Here is an 18,233-nt window from a genome sequence, read left to right on the forward strand (position 1 = left end):
CCGGTGACGGCGACGCCGAACCAGCCGCCGCGGGAGGTGTCGGTGACCGTCACGCCGTCGCCGACCCGCTCCACCAGCGCCACGGCGTGGCGCACCAGCGTCGCCGGGATCGGCCGCGGGGCGACCAGCCCGGCGCGCACGGGGGACGACGGGACGGCGGCGGTGGGCGCGGGGCTCGCGGCGGGATCGAGGCTCACCCGATCAGGGTAGGTGGGCCCGAGGACGCCGCGGCGGGCCTGCCCATCAGGCAGGCGCCCTGCCGGGCGCGGGCCCTCAGCGGCGGACGACCCCGCCCTTGGGGACCACGGTGATCCCACTCTCGGTGACGGTGAAGCCGCGCTCGAGGTCGCGCTCGCGGTCGAGCCCCAGCTGGGCGCCGGGCTCGACGACGACGTTCTTGTCCAGGATGGCCCGGTTGACGGTGGCGTTGCGGCCGATGCTGACGCCGTCGAAGAGGACGGAGTCGCGCACCGAGGACCACGAGTTCACCCGGGTGCCGGGCGAGAGCACCGAGCCGACCACCTCGCCGCCGGAGATGATGACGCCGGGGGAGATCAGCGAGTCCAGCGCGTGGCCCAGCCGCTCGCGGTGGCCGTAGACGAACTTCGCCGGCGGCAGCCCGGTGTACCCCGTGAACAGCGGCCACTGGTCGTTGTAGAGGTTGAACACCGGGAAGACCGAGATGAGGTCCTGGTTGGCCTCGTAGAAGGCCTCCACCGTCCCCACGTCGCGCCAGTAGTTGCGGTCCCGGTCGGTCGAGCCCGGCACGTCGTTGAAGGTGAAGTCGTACAGGCCCGCGGCGCCGTCCTTGACGAAGGCGGGCACGATCGACCCGCCCATGTCGTGCTTCGAGCTGTCGTCGCGGGCGTCGGCGGTGACCGCCTCGACCAGGGCGTCGGCGTCCATGACGTAGTTGCCCATGGAAGCGAGGATCTCGGTGGGGGAGTCCGCCAGGCCGCGCGCCTCGGTCGGCTTCTCGAGGAACTCGCCGATCTTGTGCGGGTTGTCCTCGTCGGCCTGGATGACGCCGAACTGGTCGGCCAGCGACAGCGGCTGCCGGATGCCCGCCACCGTGAGCGGGAAACCGGAGTCGATGTGCTGCTCGACCATCTGGGAGAAGTCCATGCGGTAGATGTTGTCCGCGCCGACGATGACGACGATGTCCGGCCGCTCGTCGTCGATGAGGTTGAGCGACTGGTAGATCGCGTCCGCGCTGCCGAGGTACCAGTGCTTGCCCACCCGCTGCTGCGCCGGGACGGGCGCGACGTAGTTGCCCAGCAGCGTCGACATCCGCCACGTCTTGGCGACGTGGCGGTCCAGGCTGTGCGACTTGTACTGCGTCAGCACGACGATGCGCAGGTAGCCGGAGTTGACGAGGTTGGACAGGGCGAAGTCGATGAGCCGGTAGATGCCACCGAAGGGCACCGCGGGCTTGGCCCGGTCCGCCGTGAGCGGCATCAGCCGCTTGCCCTCGCCGCCCGCCAGGACGATGGCCAGTACGCGTGGAGATGCCGCCATGGCACAGACGATATGGCCGCACCCGAGGATCGGCAGAAGAACGACAACAAATTGCCTCGTGTTGTCCGCATCACGTCCGGTGTGGGCATCCTTAGGTGCCGCCGCAAGGCCGCGACGGCCGGGGGACGAGGGAAGGAACTGGCATGAGGGTCGACATGCTCACCCGGGAGTACCCGCCGCACGTGTACGGCGGCGCCGGCGTGCACGTGACCGAGCTCGCCCGGGTGCTGGCCAAGAGCATCGACGTGCGCGTGCACGCCTTCGACGGGCCGCGCCTCAACGGCGACACCCACCACGACGCCGAGGTCCCGGTCACCGGCTACGACGAGCTGCCCGAGCTGGAGCAGGCCAACGCGGCCCTGCGGACGTTCGGCGTCGATCTCCAGATCGCCGGCAACCTCGCCGGGACGGACCTCGTCCACTCCCACACCTGGTACGCCAACCTCGCCGGCACGCTCGGCTCGCTGCTCAACGACGTCCCGCACGTGCTCTCCGCCCACTCCCTGGAGCCGCTGCGGCCGTGGAAGGCCGAGCAGCTCGGCGGCGGGTACGCCCTGTCGAGCTGGGCCGAGCGCACCGCCTACGAGCAGGCGGCGGGCGTCATCGCCGTCTCCGGCGGCATGCGCGAGGACATCCTGCGCGCCTACCCCCAGGTCGACCCGGCCAAGGTGCACGTCGTCCACAACGGCATCGACCTGTCCGGCTGGCACCGTCCGGAGGGCGACGGCGAGCTGGAGGCGGCCCGGGCCACCCTGGCCCGGCTCGGCGTCGAGCCCGACCGGCCCACGGTCGTCTTCGTCGGGCGCATCACCCGGCAGAAGGGCCTGCCGTACCTGCTGCGCGCCGTCGAGCAGCTGCCGGCGGAGGTCCAGCTCGTGCTTTGCGCCGGCGCCCCGGACACCAAGGAGATCGCCGCGGAGGTCACCGGGCTGGTCGAGGACCTCCAGGACCGCCGCGCCGGGGTGGTCTGGATCGAGGAGATGCTGCCCCGCCCCGAGCTCACCGCCGTCCTGGCCGCCAGCACGGTGTTCGTCTGCCCGTCGATCTACGAGCCCCTCGGCATCGTCAACCTCGAGGCGATGGCCGTCGGGCTGCCGGTGGTCGGCACCGCGACCGGCGGGATCCCCGAGGTCATCGACGACGGCGTCACGGGCACCCTGGTGCCGATCGAGCAGGCGACCGACGGCACCGGCACGCCGCTGGACCCCGAGAAGTTCCAGCACGACCTGGCCGCGGCGCTGACGGACATGGTCAGCGACCGGGAGCGGGCGGCCCAGATGGGCGTCGCGGCCCGGCGGCGGGTCGAGGAGCACTTCTCCTGGGACGCGATCGCCCAGCGCACCATCGAGGTCTACGAGGCGGTCCTGGCCGGGTACCGGCGCCGCTCCGCCTGAGCGCGTCGGGGCGCCGCCGGCGTCAGAGGCGCCGGGCCGGCCGGGTCGCGCTCGCCGCGCACAGCGCGTGCCGGGCGGCCCGCTCGACCGACGCCAGCGCCGCGGCCCGCTGGGAGATCTGCGCCGCCGTCACCGCGCCACCGTCGTCGTCCAGGGCGAGGTCGACGATGGCGAGCAGCCGCGCGGCCCGCTCGAGCACGTCGAGCTGGCGCGGGTCCAGCCCCGGGGGCAGCAGGCGGTCGGGGATGGTGGCGAGGGAGAGGTCGAGCAGGTGCTCGGCCAGGTCCGGGCGGTCCCGGGCGACGTCGAGGTCCTCGAGCGCCTCGACGGCCTCGGTCAGCGCGAGCTGGATCTCCCGCCGCGCCTGGGAGATGGAGTCCACCCCGGCGAGCAGGAGGCTGGGGGCGGGCAGGAGGTCGGTGATGTCCTGCTCGACGGTCCACGTCACCAGCTCGCCGCGCTCGAAGACGCTGCCGTAGGTGCTGCGCACCGGGACGACGACGCTGCACACCTCGGCGGCGCCGTCCGCCCGGCGCAGCAGGAGCCCCTCGCCGGCGTCGAGCAGGTCGGCCGACCGCGCGGCCGGCGCGCCCATCGGGTCGCCGGCCCGGGGCAGCAGCGCCGCGACCTCGATCACCGGGGTCAGGCCGGTGAACAGCTCGTGCAGGGCGGCCAGCCAGGCGGACGCCGTCACGTCGGGCCGGCGCCGGGCGACCGGGGAGGGGATCGGGTCGGCGGCGGCCCGCGGGCGCACGTGGACCTCGTGGTGCTCGCCGGAGCGGGCGACGGCCCGCGCGGCCCGGAAGGCGGAGTCGCGGTCGGTGACGGTGGGGAGCCACAGCGCGAGCGTGACCGAGGCGGGAAGCTCGAGGATCGCCGGGCCGGACATGGGTACCACGATACGAACCTGCGCCAGCCCCGGGTGGTCCCACCGCCCCGACCCGCCGGGCCACGTCCGGAACTGCCCGGCGGTGCGATGCGTCTCGCGCGGCGTGCGCGCGCGGGGTGGTGGCTTCGAGTGTTCTAGGGTCGAGGCATGGGTGATGTGCTCGAGCTGGCCGGGGTCTCCGTGCGCCGCGGGACGAAGACGATCCTCGATCGCGTCGACTGGTCGGTGAACGAGGGCGAGCGCTGGGTGGTGCTCGGCCCCAACGGCGCCGGCAAGACGACGGTCATCCAGATGGTCGCGGGCCGGCTGCACCCGACGTCGGGCACCGTGACGATCATCGGCGAGCAGCTCGGCAAGGTGGACGTCAACGAGCTGCGCCCGCTGGTCGGGCTCGCCTCGGCGGCGCTGGACCAGCGCCTGCCCATGGGGGAGCGGGTGCTCGACGTCGTCGTCACCGCCTCCTACGGCATCACCGGCCGCTGGCGCGAGCAGTACGAGAGCCTCGACACCGACCGCGCCCAGGCGCTCCTCGACGTCTTCGGCGTCGGGCACCTGGCCGAGCGCGCCTACGGCACCCTCAGCTCCGGCGAGCGCAAGCGCGTCCAGATCGCCCGGGCCCTCATGCCCGACCCGGAGGTGCTCCTCCTCGACGAGCCGGCCGCCGGCCTCGACCTGGGCGGGCGCGAGGAGCTGATGGCCGCCCTCGCCGAGCTCGCCGGCGACAACCGGGCGCCGGTCATCGTGATGGTCACCCACCACGTCGAGGAGATCCCGCCGGGCTTCACCCACGCCCTGCTGCTGCGCGAGGGCGTGGTGGAGGCCGCCGGCCCGATCGACGACGTCCTCACCCCGCAGAACCTCTCCCGCGCCTTCGGGCTCGAGCTCGAGGTCGAGCGCCACCGCGACCGGTTCAGCGCCCGGGCCGCGGGCGCCGGCGCGCGGGCCGGGGCGCACGTCTCCTGACGCCGCCCCGCACCACCCGCGCCAGAAACCACGCCTCTCCGTCCGCAAACTCGGCGGTTCTCGTCCGGCCTCTCGCGGTGCCGGGTAGGATCTGAATCACACAGATGTGCGATCGCGCACGTCAGGACGGGTGAGGGGAGCGCACATGGCCTGGCTCTGGTGGCTCGGGGCCGCGCTGGTCCTCGGCGTCGTGGAGCTGGTCACGGTCGACCTCATCTTCCTCATGTTCGCCGGCGGCGCGCTCGCGGGCGCCCTCGCCGCCCTGCTCGGCGCCCCGCTGTGGGGGCAGGTGCTCGTCTTCGCCGTCGTCTCGGTCGTCCTGCTCTTCGGCGTGCGGCCGTGGGCCAAGCGGCTGCTGGCGCGCTCGACGCCCGACACCCTGACCAACGTCGCCGCCCACGTCGGTCGCGAGGCCACCGTCCTCATCGACGTCACCGAGCGGGCCGGGCGCATCAAGCTCATGGGCGAGGTCTGGACGGCGCGGGCCGCGCGGTCCGGCACCGTCCTCCCCGCCGGCACCACGGTGCGCGTGGTGCGCATCGACGGCGCGATCGCGGTCGTCGAGGCGACCGCCGACACCACGCTGCACCCCTGACCCCCACCAAGGAGCGCCATGACCGAGAGCCTGGGCAGCCTCTTCCTGACCGCCATCCTCGTCCTGCTCGCGATCGTGGTGATCGTCGCGATCTGGCGGGCCGTCCGCATCGTGCCGCAGGCCGTGGCGCTGATCGTCGAGCGGCTGGGCAAGTACCAGACGACGATGCACGCGGGGCTGCACTTCCTCATCCCCTTCGTCGACCGCGTCCGCTCCACCGTGGACCTGCGCGAGCAGGTCGTCTCCTTCCCGCCGCAGCCGGTGATCACCTCCGACAACCTCGTGGTCAGCATCGACACGGTCATCTACTTCCAGGTCACCGACCCGAAGTCGGCCACCTACGAGATCGCCAACTTCATCACCGGCATCGAGCAGCTGACCGTCACCACGCTGCGCAACGTCATCGGCTCGATGGACCTCGAGCAGACCCTGACCAGCCGCGACCAGATCAACGGCCAGCTGCGCGGGGTGCTGGACGAGGCCACCAGCCGGTGGGGCATCCGCGTCAACCGCGTCGAGCTCAAGGCGATCGACCCGCCCGCCTCGGTCCAGGGCGCGATGGAGCAGCAGATGCGCGCCGAGCGGGACCGGCGCGCCACCATCCTCACCGCCGAGGGCGTCAAGCAGTCCCAGATCCTCACGGCCGAGGGCGAGAAGCAGTCGGCGATCCTGCGGGCCGAGGGCCAGGCCCAGTCCGCGATCCTCAAGGCCCAGGGCGAGTCCCGGGCGATCCTGCAGGTCTTCGACGCCATCCACCGCGGCAACGCCGACCCCAAGCTGCTGGCCTACCAGTACCTGCAGACCCTGCCCAAGATCGCGGAGGGCAGCTCCTCGAAGATGTGGGTCATCCCCACCGAGTTCACCGCCGCGCTGAGCTCGATCACCGGTGCCTTCGGCGGCAACGGCCAGGTCGGTGGTGGTGGCGACGGCGGGGAGCAGGTCCCGCCGGTCGACTTCGGCCCTCAGGGCGGCGCGCTGGCCGGGGACCTGCAGGAGACCAGCCTGCAGGACCCCAACGAGGCCCTCGCCGAGGCGCGCAGCTCCGCCGAGCGGGCCACGACGGAGGCGACGACGGCGGGCACGGCCTCGGGCATGCCGTTCTCCTCCAGCGCCGAGCGCGGGCAGCGCCCGGCCGAGGACACCCCCGGCCGCGCGGAGCGCCGCCGCGCCGAGGAGCTCAGCGGCGACGACGCCCGCTTCGCCCCGCCGCCGCAGGAGCTCGACGACGACGGCGCCCAGCCGCCGCGCCCCTGATCCTCGGCGCGGTCCCGGCCCCGCCGCGGCCGGGACCGCGCGCGGCGACTCCGGGGCGCGCCGAGCACAGGAGGCGGCATGGCCGTGCTGGCCCTCGCGGGTGACACGATGCTCGGCCGGCGCGTCGCCGACGTCCTGCTCGAGGACCCGCGGGCGCCGCTCGTGGGGCCGCGGCTGCGCGCCGAGCTGGCCGCGGCCGACGCCGTCGTCCTCAACCTCGAGTGCTGCATCTCCGCCCGCGGTGAGCGGTGGCCGGCGCCGGGCAAGCCGTTCTTCTTCCGGGCCCCGCCCCTCGCCGCCCACCGCCTCGCCGAGCTGGGCGTGCGGGCGGTGACGCTGGCCAACAACCACGCTCTCGACTACGGCCCCGACGCGCTGCTCGACACCCTCGCCCACCTCGCCGCCGCCGGGGTCGCGGCGGTCGGCGCCGGGCCCGACGAGGCCGCCGCCCGCCGTCCCGCCGCCCTCGAGGTGGCCGGGGAGCCGCTGGTGCTGCTGGGCCTGACCGACCACCCGGCCGACTTCGCCGCGGCACCCGACCGGCCCGGCGTCGCCTTCGCCGACCTGCGCTCCGGCGTGCCGGGCTGGGTCACCGCGGCGATCGGCGCGGCCCGCGCGCCGGTGCTGGCCAGCCCGCACTGGGGGCCGAACATGGCGACCGAGCCGCTGCCGTACGTCCGCCGCGCCGCCGACGAGCTGGTCCGCGCCGGCGCCGCGCTGGTGGCCGGGCACTCGGCGCACGTCCTCCAAGGGGTGGCCGGGCGGGTGCTGTTCGACCTCGGGGACTTCCTCGACGACTACGCGGTGCACCCGACGCTGCGCAACGACCTCGGCGCCCTGTGGCTCGTGCACCTGACGGGCGGGGCCGTGCGCGCGGTGGAGGCGGTGCCGGTGCGGCTGCGCCTGGCGCTGAGCGAGCTCGCCGACGGCGACGACGCGGCCTGGGTGCGCCGGCGCCTGCAAGCGGCCTGCGCCGCGCTCGGCACCGACACCCGCGAGGACGGCGACCGGGTCCGTATCGCCGTCGGGTGACGCGGGGACGGCCGGCTCCGGTTTCGCCCTGCGCGGAGAAGGCCCGCCGCCGGCGCCGGCGCGCGGCAGGCTGTCGGTGCCATCACTTACTGTGGGCTCGCCGCGGCCTCGCGGTACCGCACCCGAAGGGGTCCGATGCTCGTCCGAGTCCTCGGGCGCTTCCTGCGCCCCTACCGCCGCGACGTCGCGCTGGTGGTCGTGCTCCAGCTCGTGCAGACGCTGGCGGCGCTGTCCCTGCCCACCCTCAACGCCGACATCATCGACGACGGCGTCGTCCGCGGCGACACCGGCTACATCCTGCGCACCGGCGCCGTCATGCTCGGCATCACCGCCGTGCAGGTGACGTGCGCGATCCTCGCCGTCTACGTCGGCGCCCGCACCGCCATGGCGGTCGGGCGGGACCTGCGCTCGGCCGTCTTCGACCGGGTGCAGCGCTTCTCGCTGGCCGAGATGGGCCGGTTCGGGGCGCCGTCGCTGATCACCCGCACGACCAACGACGTCCAGCAGGTGCAGATGGTGACGCTGCTGACGTTCACCATCATGGTGATGGCCCCGATCATGATGGTGGGCGGCGTGTTCATGGCGCTGCACCAGGACGTGGGTCTCTCGGCGCTGCTCCTGGTCGTCGTGCCGCTGCTCGTGACGGTCATGGGCCTGGCGATCTGGCGGATGGGGCCGCTGTTCCGGCAGATGCAGAAGCGGCTGGACCGGATCAACCTGGTGCTGCGCGAGCAGATCGCCGGCGTCCGGGTCGTCCGGTCGTTCAACCGCCAGCCCACCGAGCGCGAACGCTTCGAGGGCGCCAGCACGGAGCTGTTCCGGACGGCGCTCGGGGTCGGCCGGCTCATGGCGCTCGTCTTCCCCGCGGTCATGCTCATCATGAACGCCTCGTCGGCGGCGGTGATCTGGTTCGGCGCGGGGCGGATCGAGGACGGCGCCATGCCGGTCGGCTCCCTCGTGGCCTTCCTCAACTACCTCATGCAGATCCTCATGTCCGTCCTCATGGCGGTCATGATGTTCATGATGGTGCCGCGTGCCCAGGTCTCCGCCGAGCGCATCGGCGCGGTGCTGGCCACCGAGCCGGAGATCGTCGCCCCCGCCGAGCCGGTGCGCCTGGCCACGGTAGGCGCGGTGCCCGCCGGCGGCGCCGGTGCGCCCGGCGACGGGTGGCGCGGCGGCAACGGCTTCCACGGCGGCGACGGGGCTGACGTGAGCCGGCTGCGCGCCGGGGACGGCGCGCTCGGCCGGCATGACGGGGCCGGCGGGCGCGCCGGGCGCCTCGCCGTCGAGCTCGACGGCGCCACCTTCGGCTACGCCGGCGCCCAGGCCCCCGTGCTCCGCGACGTCACCCTGCGCCTGGAGCCCGGGCGCACCACCGCCGTCATCGGCTCCACCGGCGCGGGCAAGACCACCCTGGTCAACCTCGTCCCGCGCCTCATCGACGTCACCGCCGGCGCGGTGCGGCTGGGCGGGGTGGACGTGCGCGACCTGGACCCGCACGACCTGCGCGAGCACGTCGCGCTCGTGCCCCAGAAGGCGTACCTCTTCTCGGGCACGGTCGCCTCCACGCTGCGCCACGGCCGGCCCGACGCCACCGACGCCGAGCTGTGGGAGGCCCTCGAGGTCGCCCAGGCCCGCGACTTCGTCGAGGCGCTGCCCGGGGGCCTCGACGCCCCGGTCGAGCAGGGCGGCACGAACTTCTCCGGCGGGCAGCGCCAACGCCTGGCCATCGCCCGGGCGCTGGTGCGCCGGGCGGACATCTACCTGTTCGACGACTCCTTCTCCGCCCTCGACTACGCCACCGACGCCCGGCTGCGCGCCGCGCTGCCGCGGGCCACGCGCGGGGCGGCCGTGCTCGTGGTCGCCCAGCGCGTGGCGACCATCCGCGACGCGGAGACCATCGTCGTGCTCGACGCCGGCCAGGTGGTCGGCACGGGCACCCACCACGAGCTCATGGACACCAACGCGACCTACCAGGAGATCGTCCTGTCGCAGCTCAGCGCGGAGGAGGCGGCATGAGCGGGCACGGACCTGGTGGGGGCATGGGTGGGCGCCCCGGCGTGGCGCCCGGGCAGAAGTCCCTGCACTTCCGTGCCTCGCTGCGCCGGCTCGTGGGCACCCTGCGCCCCGAGCGCCCGCGGCTCGTCGCCGTCGGCGTCCTGGGGTCGGTGTCGGTCGCGCTGGCGGTGCTCGGGCCGAAGATCCTCGGTGACGCCACCAACATCGTGTTCAACGGTGTCGTCGGGCGCATGCTGCCCGCCGGCGTCACCCAGCAGCAGGCGGTCGAGGGGCTGCGGGCCACCGGCCACGGCCAGGTCGCCGACATGGTCGCCGGCATGGACAACCTCGTGCCCGGGCAGGGCATCGACTTCGACGCGCTGGGCCGCACCATCCTCCTGGTGCTCGGCATCTACGTGCTCTCCGCGGTGTTCCTGTGGCTGCAGGGGCGCATCCTCGCCGGGGTCGTCCAGCGCACCGGCTACCGGCTGCGCGAGGACGTCCAGGCCAAGATCGACCGGCTGTCCCTGGCCCACCTCGACGCCCAGCCCCGCGGCGACGTCCTGTCGCGGGTGACCAACGACATCGACAACGTCACCCAGAGCCTGCAGCAGACCCTCTCGCAGCTCGTCACCAGCGTGCTGACCGTCATCGGCGTGCTGGTCATGATGTTCTACCTGTCCTGGCAGCTCGCCCTCATCGCCCTGGTCACCGTGCCGCTCTCCGCGCTGCTCACCGTCGCGATCGCCAAGCGGGCCCAGGGCCACTTCGTCGCGCAGTGGAAGTCCACCGGCGACCTCGGCGGCCGGGTGGAGGAGGCCTTCACCGGGCACGAGCTCGTCACCGCGTTCAACGCCCAGGACGCCTTCACGACGAGCTTCGAGGCCGAGAACGACCGGCTGTACCGCGCGAGCTTCAGGGCCCAGTTCATCTCCGGGACGATCATGCCGGTGATGAGCTTCGTCTCGAACCTCAACTACGTCCTGGTCGCGGTGGTCGGCGGGCTGCGCGTCGCGTCCGGCGCGCTGACCCTGGGCGAGGTGCAGGCGTTCATCCAGTACTCCCGCCAGTTCAGCCAGCCGCTGGCCCAGATCGCCTCCATGTCCAACCTCGTCCAGTCCGGGGTCGCCTCGGCCGAGCGGATCTTCGAGCTCCTGGACGCCGAGGAGGAGTCCCCCGACCCGGTGCCGTCCGAGCGGCCCGAGCAGGTCCGCGGCCGGGTGGAGTTCGCCCACGTCAGCTTCCGGTACAAGCCGGACACCCCGCTCATCGAGGACCTCGACCTCGTCGTCGAGCCCGGCCAGACCATCGCCGTCGTCGGCCCCACCGGCGCGGGCAAGACCACCCTGGTCAACCTCATCATGCGGTTCTACGAGATCGACGCCGGCACCATCAGCCTCGACGGCGTCGACACCCGCCGCATGAGCCGCCAGGACCTGCGCGACCAGGTCGGGATGGTGCTCCAGGACACGTGGCTGTTCAAGGGCACGATCGCCGAGAACATCGCCTTCGGCCGCGCCGGGGCCAGCCCCGAGGAGGTCCTCGCGGCCGCCCGGGCCACCAGCGTGGACCGCTTCGTCCACGCGCTGCCCGACGGGTACGAGACGGTCATCGACGAGGAGGGCGGCGGCGTCTCCGCCGGGGAGAAGCAGCTGATCACCATCGCGCGCGCGTTCCTGGCCGACCCGCAGATCCTCATCCTCGACGAGGCGACGAGCTCGGTGGACACCCGCACCGAGGTCCTCGTGCAGCAGGCCATGGCCGAGCTGCGCCGCGGGCGCACGAGCTTCGTCATCGCGCACCGGCTCTCCACCATCCGCGACGCCGACCTCATCCTCGTCATGGAGCACGGCCGCATCGTCGAGCAGGGCACCCATGCCGGCCTGCTGGAGACCGGCGGCGCGTACGCCCGGCTCTACCAGTCCCAGTTCGCCGCCCCGGTCGCCGAGCAGGCCTGAGCCCCGGGCGGCGCCCACGCGGCGCCGTCCGGAGCCCGGCCGGCGCCGGGGGAGAATGCTCCGGTGCTGATCCGCATCACCGACCCCGCCGACGACCGCCTCGGCGACTACACCCACCTCACCGACGTCGCGCTCCGTTCCAAGCACGAGCCCGCCAAGGGCCTGTACATCGCCGAGAGCTCCAACGTCATCCGTCGCGCGCTGGAGGCCGGGCACCGGCCCCGCTCCTTCCTCATGGCGGAGAAGTGGCTGGAGTCCATGGAGCCCGTCATCGCGGCGGCTCCCGGCTGCGAGGGCGCGGCCGACGGCGGCGAGCAGGTTCCCGTCTTCGTCGCCGAGGAGCCGGTGCTGCGCGCCATCACCGGGTTCCACCTGCACCGCGGGGCGCTCGCGGCGATGCACCGCCCGCCGCTGGCCGGCGTGCGGGAGCTGCTCGAGGGGGCCCGCGGGGGCACCGGCGCCCGCCGGGTCGCGATCCTCGAGGACATCGTCGACCACACCAACGTCGGGGCCATGTTCCGCAGCGCCGCCGGGCTCGGGGTCGACGCGGTGCTGGTCACGCCCCGCTGCGCGGACCCGCTCTACCGCCGCTCGGTCCGGGTGAGCATGGGCACCGTCTTCCAGGTGCCCTGGACCCGGCTGACCACCTGGCCCGGCGCCATCGACCGGCTCCACGACGCCGGCTACACCGTGGCCGCGCTCGCCCTGAGCGAGGACTCGGTCAGCCTCGATGACTTCGCCGTCTCCCCGGCCGTCACGGGCGCCGGGGCGAAGGTCGCCCTGGTCCTGGGCACCGAGGGGGACGGCCTCGCCCGCTCCACCGTCGAGGCGGCCGACGTCGTCGTACGCATCCCGATGGCGGGCGGGGTCGACTCGCTCAACGTCGCGGCCGCCTCGGCGGTGGCGTTCTGGGCGACCCGGCCGGCGTCCTGACGGCCCGCCGGGACGGCGGCGGGCGCGGGCCGGCCGTCGCCCCCGCTGAGGGGGGTGGAGAAGCTCTGGGCGGAGGCGCAGACTGGTCGGGCGTGACCGCTCAGCAGGCAATGGTGCTAGTCGAGGGGGAGTGTCATGAACGGGCGGATCGTCGAGTCGCTGGCCATGGTGGCGATCGGGGACGGCGTGCTCAGCGTCCTGTTCCCGGTCGAGCACACCGCCCGATGGGAGATGGGGCCGTGGGCCCCGATGCTCGAGTGGTTCCGTGACCGTCCCGGCCTGGTCAGGGCGCTCGGGGCGGCCGAGGTCGCCGGCGCCGTCGCCGTGGCCGCCGGCCTGGGGAAGTCCTCGGGAAGCGCCGGGAAGTAGACCTCGGACGGCCCGCCGCACGAGCTCAGGGGCCGTCGCCCCTCGCGCCGCTCATCGCGCCACGAGGGGAATCACGGTGCGGTACTTGCCGCCGGCGCTCTGCTCCGGTGGATCCGGGTCGGGCTCGACGGTGACGTGGCTCAGCCCGAGATCCGTGAGCACGGCGCGGATCCCGGCCAGCGCCGCGGCACGAACCGCGTCGGGGTCGGCGCCGCCGGCCTGGTGCAGCCGCAGCCGCAGGCTGGTCGGCGTGGCCTGGACGATCTGGAACAGCTCCACCCCGGGGGTGCCGTCGAGGACGGCGCCGAGCGCCAACGGGGAGACCGTCACCGACGCCCCCGTCGCACCGGCGGCCGGGAAGGTCAGGACGTCCGCGGATCGTCCGTGCACACGGAGGGCCGGGGCCGGATCGCCGCAGGCGCACGGGTCCGGCCGCACGAGTACGCGGTCGCCGACGTCGTAGCGCAGGATCGGCTGCACCCGAGTGGCCAGGTTCGTCATCAGCACCGTGTGCGAGACCACCCCCGGCGGCACGGGACGGTGGTCCGCGTCGACGGGCTCGACGATCACCCAGTCGTCGAGCAGGTGCAACCAGCCCTCGGCGCAGCTGTAGGCGACGTAGCCGGACTCGGTGCACCCGTAGACCTCCCGGACCTTCGCCCCGAACGCCCGCTGCAGGCGCGTGTGCTCGGCCGGAGGCAGGTCCTCCGCGGTGCTGAGCACCAGCATGGGGCGCAGGTGCAGCCGCCCGGCGGCCTGCTCGGTCGCCAGCAGGCGGAGCACGCTGGCGTAACCCCCGAGCAGGATCGGGTCGAAACCGTTGAGCTGCCTCACGAGCCGCGGCACCGGCGTGTGGACCGGGAACACCCGCAGGCTGCGGTGCCGCCGTGGCTTCTCCCGCTTCTCGCGGGTGGCCGCAGAGATGGACAGGAAGTGCCCACCGGTGGCGACCACCCCGGCCACGTGCCGCCGTCGGCCCAACATCCGGACCAGGTCCCGCCAGGACAGCCAGCGCGGGGCCAGCACGCCCATGAGGCCCGACATCACGGACCAGTAGCGGTCGTCGAGCACGAAGATGCCGCGGTGCCCGGTGGTGCCGGCGGTGGTGGCCACCAGGTACCTCCCGGCGAAGCGCTCGCCGATCCTGTCCGGGTCTTCCACGAAGGCCTGGACGGACTCGCGCGTCACCGCCGGATCGGTGACCACCTCGTCGAAGCGGGCCATCAGGTCCCGCTTGTTCGTCACCGGCAACGAGGTGACGTCGTCGACGCGCTCGGGCAGGTCCTGGTAGCGCTCGCGGTAGTAGGCCGAGTGCCGGCGGGCATAGCGCACCAGCTCCGCCAGGCGTGCCCGCTGTCGCTCCTGGACCGCCTCCCGGCCCTGCCGGTGGGCCCGGCGCGCGTCCCACCACACCCGTGCCGGGTCGTCCCGGCGGCCGCGGAGGACGGCTGCCCGCCGGACGCGCATGCCGCGACCGCCGGCCGCGACGTCGAGCACGAGCGAGTCCGGCGTCCGCGTCAGCCCGAGGATCTGGCGCACCACCGGCGGGGCCCAGGTCCGCCCCGGGTCGTGCACCAGGCGCGGGTTCGTCAGCTCCACCCACCGGCCGCGGGTCCGCACCCGGCACCCGCCGGCGGCGAGCACGTTGCGCACCCAGTCGGTGCGGCGGCCGTAGGTCAGGGCGATCCGGTATCCGGCGTCGTGACGGAAGATGTTGACCGGCACCGCGTACTCCCGCCCGGACCGGCGGCCGCGGTGGACCAGGAGCGCGAAGCCGGGCAGGTGCGGGGCCGCGAACCGCATGACCCGGTTCAGCGCCCGCTTGTTCAGCCGGCCCACCCACAGCGGGATCGGGCTCATCCGTCCTCCTCCGACCGGTGCCGCCGACCCGCCCCGCGCGCGAGCGGCTGCCCGTAGTCTGGCGCCACGGCCGGGCGGGAGGGCGGCGATGGGGCACCCGATCATGTTCGACGACGACGATCCGTACCTGGAGCGCCTGCGCGCGATCGCGCTCGCCTTCCCCGCGGCCGAGGAGGTGATCTCGCACGGGCGGCCCCACTTCCGGGTCAAGAAGGTCTTCGCGGTCTACGGGTCGGGCACCAAGGGCCCGGCCGAGACCCGGCTGCGCTACGACCACGGCCTCGTCGTGCTGCCCGAGGATGGCGAGCGGCTCGCGCTGGAGCAGGACCCCCGCTTCTTCCTCCCGGCCTACCTCGGGCCCAGCGGCTGGGTGGGCATCGACCTGGCGGCCGGCGGACGGGCCGGGCCCGAGCGGGTGGACTGGGCCGAGGTGGCCGAGCTGCTCGACGGGTCCTACCGGCAGGTCGCGGGCGCCCGGCTGGTGGCCCGCCTGGACGTCGAGGGCAGCCCCGCGGCCCGCGCGAGGACGTGAGCGACGCGCCCTCCTGACCCACCGGCCGGGAGCAGGGGGGCGGCGACCGCGCCCAGGGCCGTCCACCCCCGCGTCCCCGCGCCACCTCGTCCACAGCCGTCCCGCGCGCGCCCGCGTGCCGACCCGCCGGCCGGGCACGCTGCCTCAATGCGACGCGACCGCCGTCGCCGAGGGGAGGGCGTCGTGGAACCGACGGGCGAGGGCGGCACGCTGGCCGAGCGAGAGCTGTACGGGCCGCGCGGATGGAGCGTGCGCGCGGGCGTGTGGGAGGTGCTCGCGCCCTTCACCATGCCCCGGTACGTGCCCTGGACGGCCTGGGAGGACGGTGCGGGGCAGCCCGACGGCGACGACCGGGCGGCGGCCGCGGTGGTGGCGGGGGCGCCTGCCCGCGACCACGTCTCCTTCGCCGGCCTCGACGGCGCGGCGGCCGCCGACCTCCGCGGCCGGCTGCCGCCCGGGCAGCTCCGCGACCGGCAGAACGACGCCCCGGAGCTCGCGGCGATGCTGGCCGCCGCGGCCGCGCACCCCGGCCTGGTGGAGGTCCACGGCTACGGCATCGGCCCGCAGCGGTGCGATGAGCGCGTCACCGCCGAGGGGCTGGTGGTCTACGCCTTCACGGAGTTCTCGGTCAGCCCGCACCACGGGCCGGGCTGCCGGTGCGGGCAGCTGTGGGAGCTGATCGCCGACGTCCTGGATCTCGAGGGCGAGCTGCCCGACGAGCTGCACCGCATCCGCCCGCCCTGGGCGCCGGACCGCGAGGGCTGGTGGCTGTGGTGGGACTGAGCCTGCGGCTGCGCCGCCCACGCGCCCGCGCGCCGGCTCTCCGCTGGGGCGGTCAGCGGGCCGCCACGGCGGCACAGTCCGGCACCGACCGGCCGTGGAGCTCGTGCCGCACGTGCTGGCGCGCGTGCGCGACGGCGGCGGGCAGGTCGTGGAAGTAGTGCGCGTCGCCGATGGCGCCGAGCGCGCCCACCGCCCCGGCCACCCGCAGCTGGTCCGGGTCCAGCCCCTTGAGCAGGACGGTCATGCCGCGGCGCTGCAGGCTGGTGATGATCTCGGTGAGCGCGTTGGCGCCGGAGGCGTCCATCATCCGCACGTCGGTGAGCACGAGGACGATGACGTGGACGTCCTTGACGGCGGTGAGCTCGTCGAGGAACTGCTTGGTGCCGCCGAAGAAGAGCGCGCCGTGGAAGCGGTAGACGGCGATGTGCTCGTGCAGCAGCGCGTCCTCCTCGGCGGCGTCGATCTCGGGCACTGCCACCCGCCGCAGCCCGGACACCCGGGACATGGCACGCAGCGCGAGGAAGGCGGCCACCGCCACCCCCGCCTGCACCGCGACGACCAGGTCGAAGACCACCGTGACGGCCACCGTGACGAGGTAGACCAACGCGTCGGCGCGGCTCGAGCGCAGGATCGAGCGCGCCGTGCCCAGGTCGATCATCCGCAGGGCGGTGACGATGAGCACCCCCGCGAGGGCCGAGGTGGGCACCAACGCGACCACCGGGGCGGCCGCCAGGACCACCACCACGAGCACGACGGCGTGGCTGGCGGCCGCGACCCGGGTGCGGGCGCCGGCGCGCACGTTGACCGCCGTGCGCGCGATGGCCCCGGTGGCGGGCATGCCGCCGAACACCCCGCTGGCCATGTTCGCCAGTCCCTGGCCGACCAGCTCGCGGTCCGCGTCGGTGTTGGGCACCTCCTCGACCATCCCGTCGGCCACGCGGGCGGAGAGCAGGCTCTCCAGCGCCGCCAGGGCCGCGATGGCCAGGGCCGCGGGGAACATCGCGGCGAGCGCCTCGGCGTTCCAGGACGGGAAGGCGGGAGCCGGCAGCGAGGACGGCAGCGCCCCGATGCGGGCCAGCGGCAGGTGTGCCGCCTCGGCCACGACGGTGGCCAGCACGACCGCGATGAGCGAGGCCGGCAGGGACCGGCGGACCCTGCCGAGCACGAGCATGAGGACGATGACCCCCAGGGTCACCGCCAGCGGCGCCGCGGCCCGGGTCGGCTCGGCGGCCCCGAGCGTGGCCAGCGCCACCAGCCCGGCGTTCTCGCCCGCCGCCCGGGGGGTGTCCAGGGCGAGGGGCACCTGCTGGAGGAAGATGATCACCCCGATGCCCAGGGTGAATCCCTCGACCACCGGCCAGGGGATGACCGAGACCAGGCGCCCCATGCCGACCAGGCCCATGACGACGACGAGCAGGCCGGCGAGGATGGACAGGGCGAAGACCGCCTCGGGGCCGTAGCGGGCGACGACCGGGACGAGCACCACGGTCATCGCGCCCGTGGGGCCGGACACCTGCAGGTGGGAGCCGCCGAGGACGGCGGCCACCAGGCCGGCGACGATCGCGGTGATCAGGCCGGCCGTCGCACCCACGCCGGAGGCCACGCCGAAGCCCAGCGCGAGGGGCAGCGCGACGATGCCGACGGTCAGCCCCGCCACGAGGTCCCGGCGCCACGAGCGGGACAGGCCGGCGTAGTCGGTGCGCCGGGGGAGGATCAGGCCGGCCGCGCGGCGGCCGAGGGCGGCCCCGGTCCAGCGTGGCTGCAGCGTCTCGAGCCCGCTCATAGCTCCGCCAGGGCGCCACGGGCCTGGTCGAGGCGGTGGAGCAGGAAGGTGCGGGCGGCGGCCAGCATCTGCGCCACCGAGGGGTCGGCCAGCGTGTAGGTCACCACGTTGCCGCGCCGCGACTTCGTCACCACCCCCGCCCGCCGCAGCACGCCCAGGTGCTGAGACAGGTGCGAGGCCTCGATGCCGATGTCTGTCAGCAGCGCGCTGACGGGCCGGTCGGCCTCGGCGAGGAGCTCGAGGGTGCGGATGCGCACCGGGTGGCCGAGCGCCTTGAACAGCTCGGCCTTGATCTCGTAGATGGGGGTCGCGATGGCGGCGCGGTCGGGCACGGGCAGGTCCGATCGGTGGGGGAGTGGGCGACGGGAGAGC

The 18,233-nt window shown here is 74.3% G+C and carries 16 protein-coding genes; 11 read left to right on the forward strand and 5 right to left on the reverse strand.

Annotation, left to right across the window (positions count from 1 at the left end; translation table 11 throughout):
* Positions 1–273: 273 nt before the first annotated feature.
* Positions 274–1,518, reverse strand: coding sequence for a glucose-1-phosphate adenylyltransferase (locus tag GD970_RS12095; RefSeq protein ID WP_152203151.1), 1,245 nt, complete (start codon positions 1,516–1,518; stop codon positions 274–276).
* 143 nt (positions 1,519–1,661) lie between these two features.
* Between GD970_RS12095 and glgA the strand changes: the two genes are divergently transcribed.
* Positions 1,662–2,912: a glycogen synthase gene (glgA, locus tag GD970_RS12100; protein ID WP_152203152.1), complete on the forward strand. Its 1,251-nt coding sequence runs from the start codon at positions 1,662–1,664 to the stop codon at positions 2,910–2,912.
* A gap of 22 nt (positions 2,913–2,934) precedes the next feature.
* Here the strand turns inward: glgA and GD970_RS12105 are convergent, their stop codons facing one another.
* Entirely contained in the window at positions 2,935–3,801 is an 867-nt protein-coding gene (locus tag GD970_RS12105) for a hypothetical protein (protein WP_152203153.1), read from the reverse strand.
* 147 nt (positions 3,802–3,948) lie between these two features.
* Between GD970_RS12105 and GD970_RS12110 the strand changes: the two genes are divergently transcribed.
* The 8 genes from GD970_RS12110 to GD970_RS12145 all read left to right on the forward strand — a co-directional run bounded on the left by GD970_RS12110 (position 3,949) and on the right by GD970_RS12145 (position 12,903).
* Complete coding sequence (locus tag GD970_RS12110) at positions 3,949–4,764, forward strand: ABC transporter ATP-binding protein (RefSeq protein ID WP_152203154.1); 816 nt, start codon at positions 3,949–3,951, stop codon at positions 4,762–4,764.
* A gap of 145 nt (positions 4,765–4,909) precedes the next feature.
* The gene (locus tag GD970_RS12115) at positions 4,910–5,359 is read left to right on the forward strand and encodes an NfeD family protein (protein WP_152203155.1); all 450 of its coding nucleotides are present in this window, start codon (positions 4,910–4,912) and stop codon (positions 5,357–5,359) included.
* A gap of 18 nt (positions 5,360–5,377) precedes the next feature.
* Positions 5,378–6,613, forward strand: a complete 1,236-nt coding sequence (locus tag GD970_RS12120; protein WP_152203156.1) for an SPFH domain-containing protein — start codon at positions 5,378–5,380, stop codon at positions 6,611–6,613.
* A gap of 78 nt (positions 6,614–6,691) precedes the next feature.
* Positions 6,692–7,645, forward strand: a complete 954-nt coding sequence (locus tag GD970_RS12125) for a CapA family protein (protein WP_152203157.1) — start codon at positions 6,692–6,694, stop codon at positions 7,643–7,645.
* A gap of 135 nt (positions 7,646–7,780) precedes the next feature.
* Positions 7,781–9,664, forward strand: a complete 1,884-nt coding sequence (locus GD970_RS22230; protein ID WP_211489834.1) for an ABC transporter ATP-binding protein — start codon at positions 7,781–7,783, stop codon at positions 9,662–9,664.
* On the forward strand, positions 9,661–11,601 hold the full coding sequence (locus tag GD970_RS12135) for an ABC transporter ATP-binding protein (protein WP_152203158.1): 1,941 nt from the start codon (positions 9,661–9,663) through the stop codon (positions 11,599–11,601). Before GD970_RS22230 ends, GD970_RS12135 begins: the two co-directional genes overlap by 4 nt.
* Positions 11,602–11,664: 63 nt before the next feature.
* On the forward strand, positions 11,665–12,534 hold the full coding sequence (locus GD970_RS12140) for a TrmH family RNA methyltransferase (RefSeq protein WP_152203159.1): 870 nt from the start codon (positions 11,665–11,667) through the stop codon (positions 12,532–12,534).
* Positions 12,535–12,669: 135 nt separating this feature from the next.
* Positions 12,670–12,903 (forward strand): hypothetical protein, encoded by a 234-nt coding sequence (locus GD970_RS12145; RefSeq protein WP_152203160.1) that lies wholly within the window; start codon positions 12,670–12,672, stop codon positions 12,901–12,903.
* Between the two features lie 51 nt (positions 12,904–12,954).
* Here the strand turns inward: GD970_RS12145 and GD970_RS12150 are convergent, their stop codons facing one another.
* Positions 12,955–14,763 carry a nitroreductase family deazaflavin-dependent oxidoreductase gene (locus GD970_RS12150; protein ID WP_193314926.1) on the reverse strand — a complete coding sequence of 603 codons (1,809 nt, stop codon included), beginning with the start codon at positions 14,761–14,763 and terminating at the stop codon, positions 12,955–12,957.
* A gap of 88 nt (positions 14,764–14,851) precedes the next feature.
* Here GD970_RS12150 and GD970_RS12155 point away from each other — a divergent pair, with 88 nt between their 5' ends.
* Both GD970_RS12155 and GD970_RS12160 read left to right on the forward strand, forming a co-directional pair.
* The gene (locus tag GD970_RS12155; protein WP_152203162.1) at positions 14,852–15,295 is read left to right on the forward strand and encodes an MmcQ/YjbR family DNA-binding protein; all 444 of its coding nucleotides are present in this window, start codon (positions 14,852–14,854) and stop codon (positions 15,293–15,295) included.
* 183 nt (positions 15,296–15,478) lie between these two features.
* The gene (locus tag GD970_RS12160) at positions 15,479–16,078 is read left to right on the forward strand and encodes a hypothetical protein (RefSeq protein ID WP_152203163.1); all 600 of its coding nucleotides are present in this window, start codon (positions 15,479–15,481) and stop codon (positions 16,076–16,078) included.
* Positions 16,079–16,130: 52 nt separating this feature from the next.
* Here GD970_RS12160 and GD970_RS12165 read toward each other — a convergent pair whose 3' ends face one another.
* Together GD970_RS12165 and GD970_RS12170 are read right to left on the reverse strand one after the other, a co-directional pair.
* Positions 16,131–17,861: a SulP family inorganic anion transporter gene (locus GD970_RS12165; RefSeq protein ID WP_152203164.1), complete on the reverse strand. Its 1,731-nt coding sequence runs from the start codon at positions 17,859–17,861 to the stop codon at positions 16,131–16,133.
* Positions 17,858–18,193, reverse strand: a complete 336-nt coding sequence (locus GD970_RS12170) for an ArsR/SmtB family transcription factor (protein ID WP_226925313.1) — start codon at positions 18,191–18,193, stop codon at positions 17,858–17,860. The genes GD970_RS12165 and GD970_RS12170 overlap by 4 nt, the downstream gene beginning before the upstream one ends.
* Between the last annotated feature and the right edge of the window lie 40 nt (positions 18,194–18,233).

It is taken from the genome of Georgenia thermotolerans (assembly GCF_009193185.1).
GTDB lineage: Bacteria > Actinomycetota > Actinomycetes > Actinomycetales > Actinomycetaceae > Georgenia > Georgenia thermotolerans.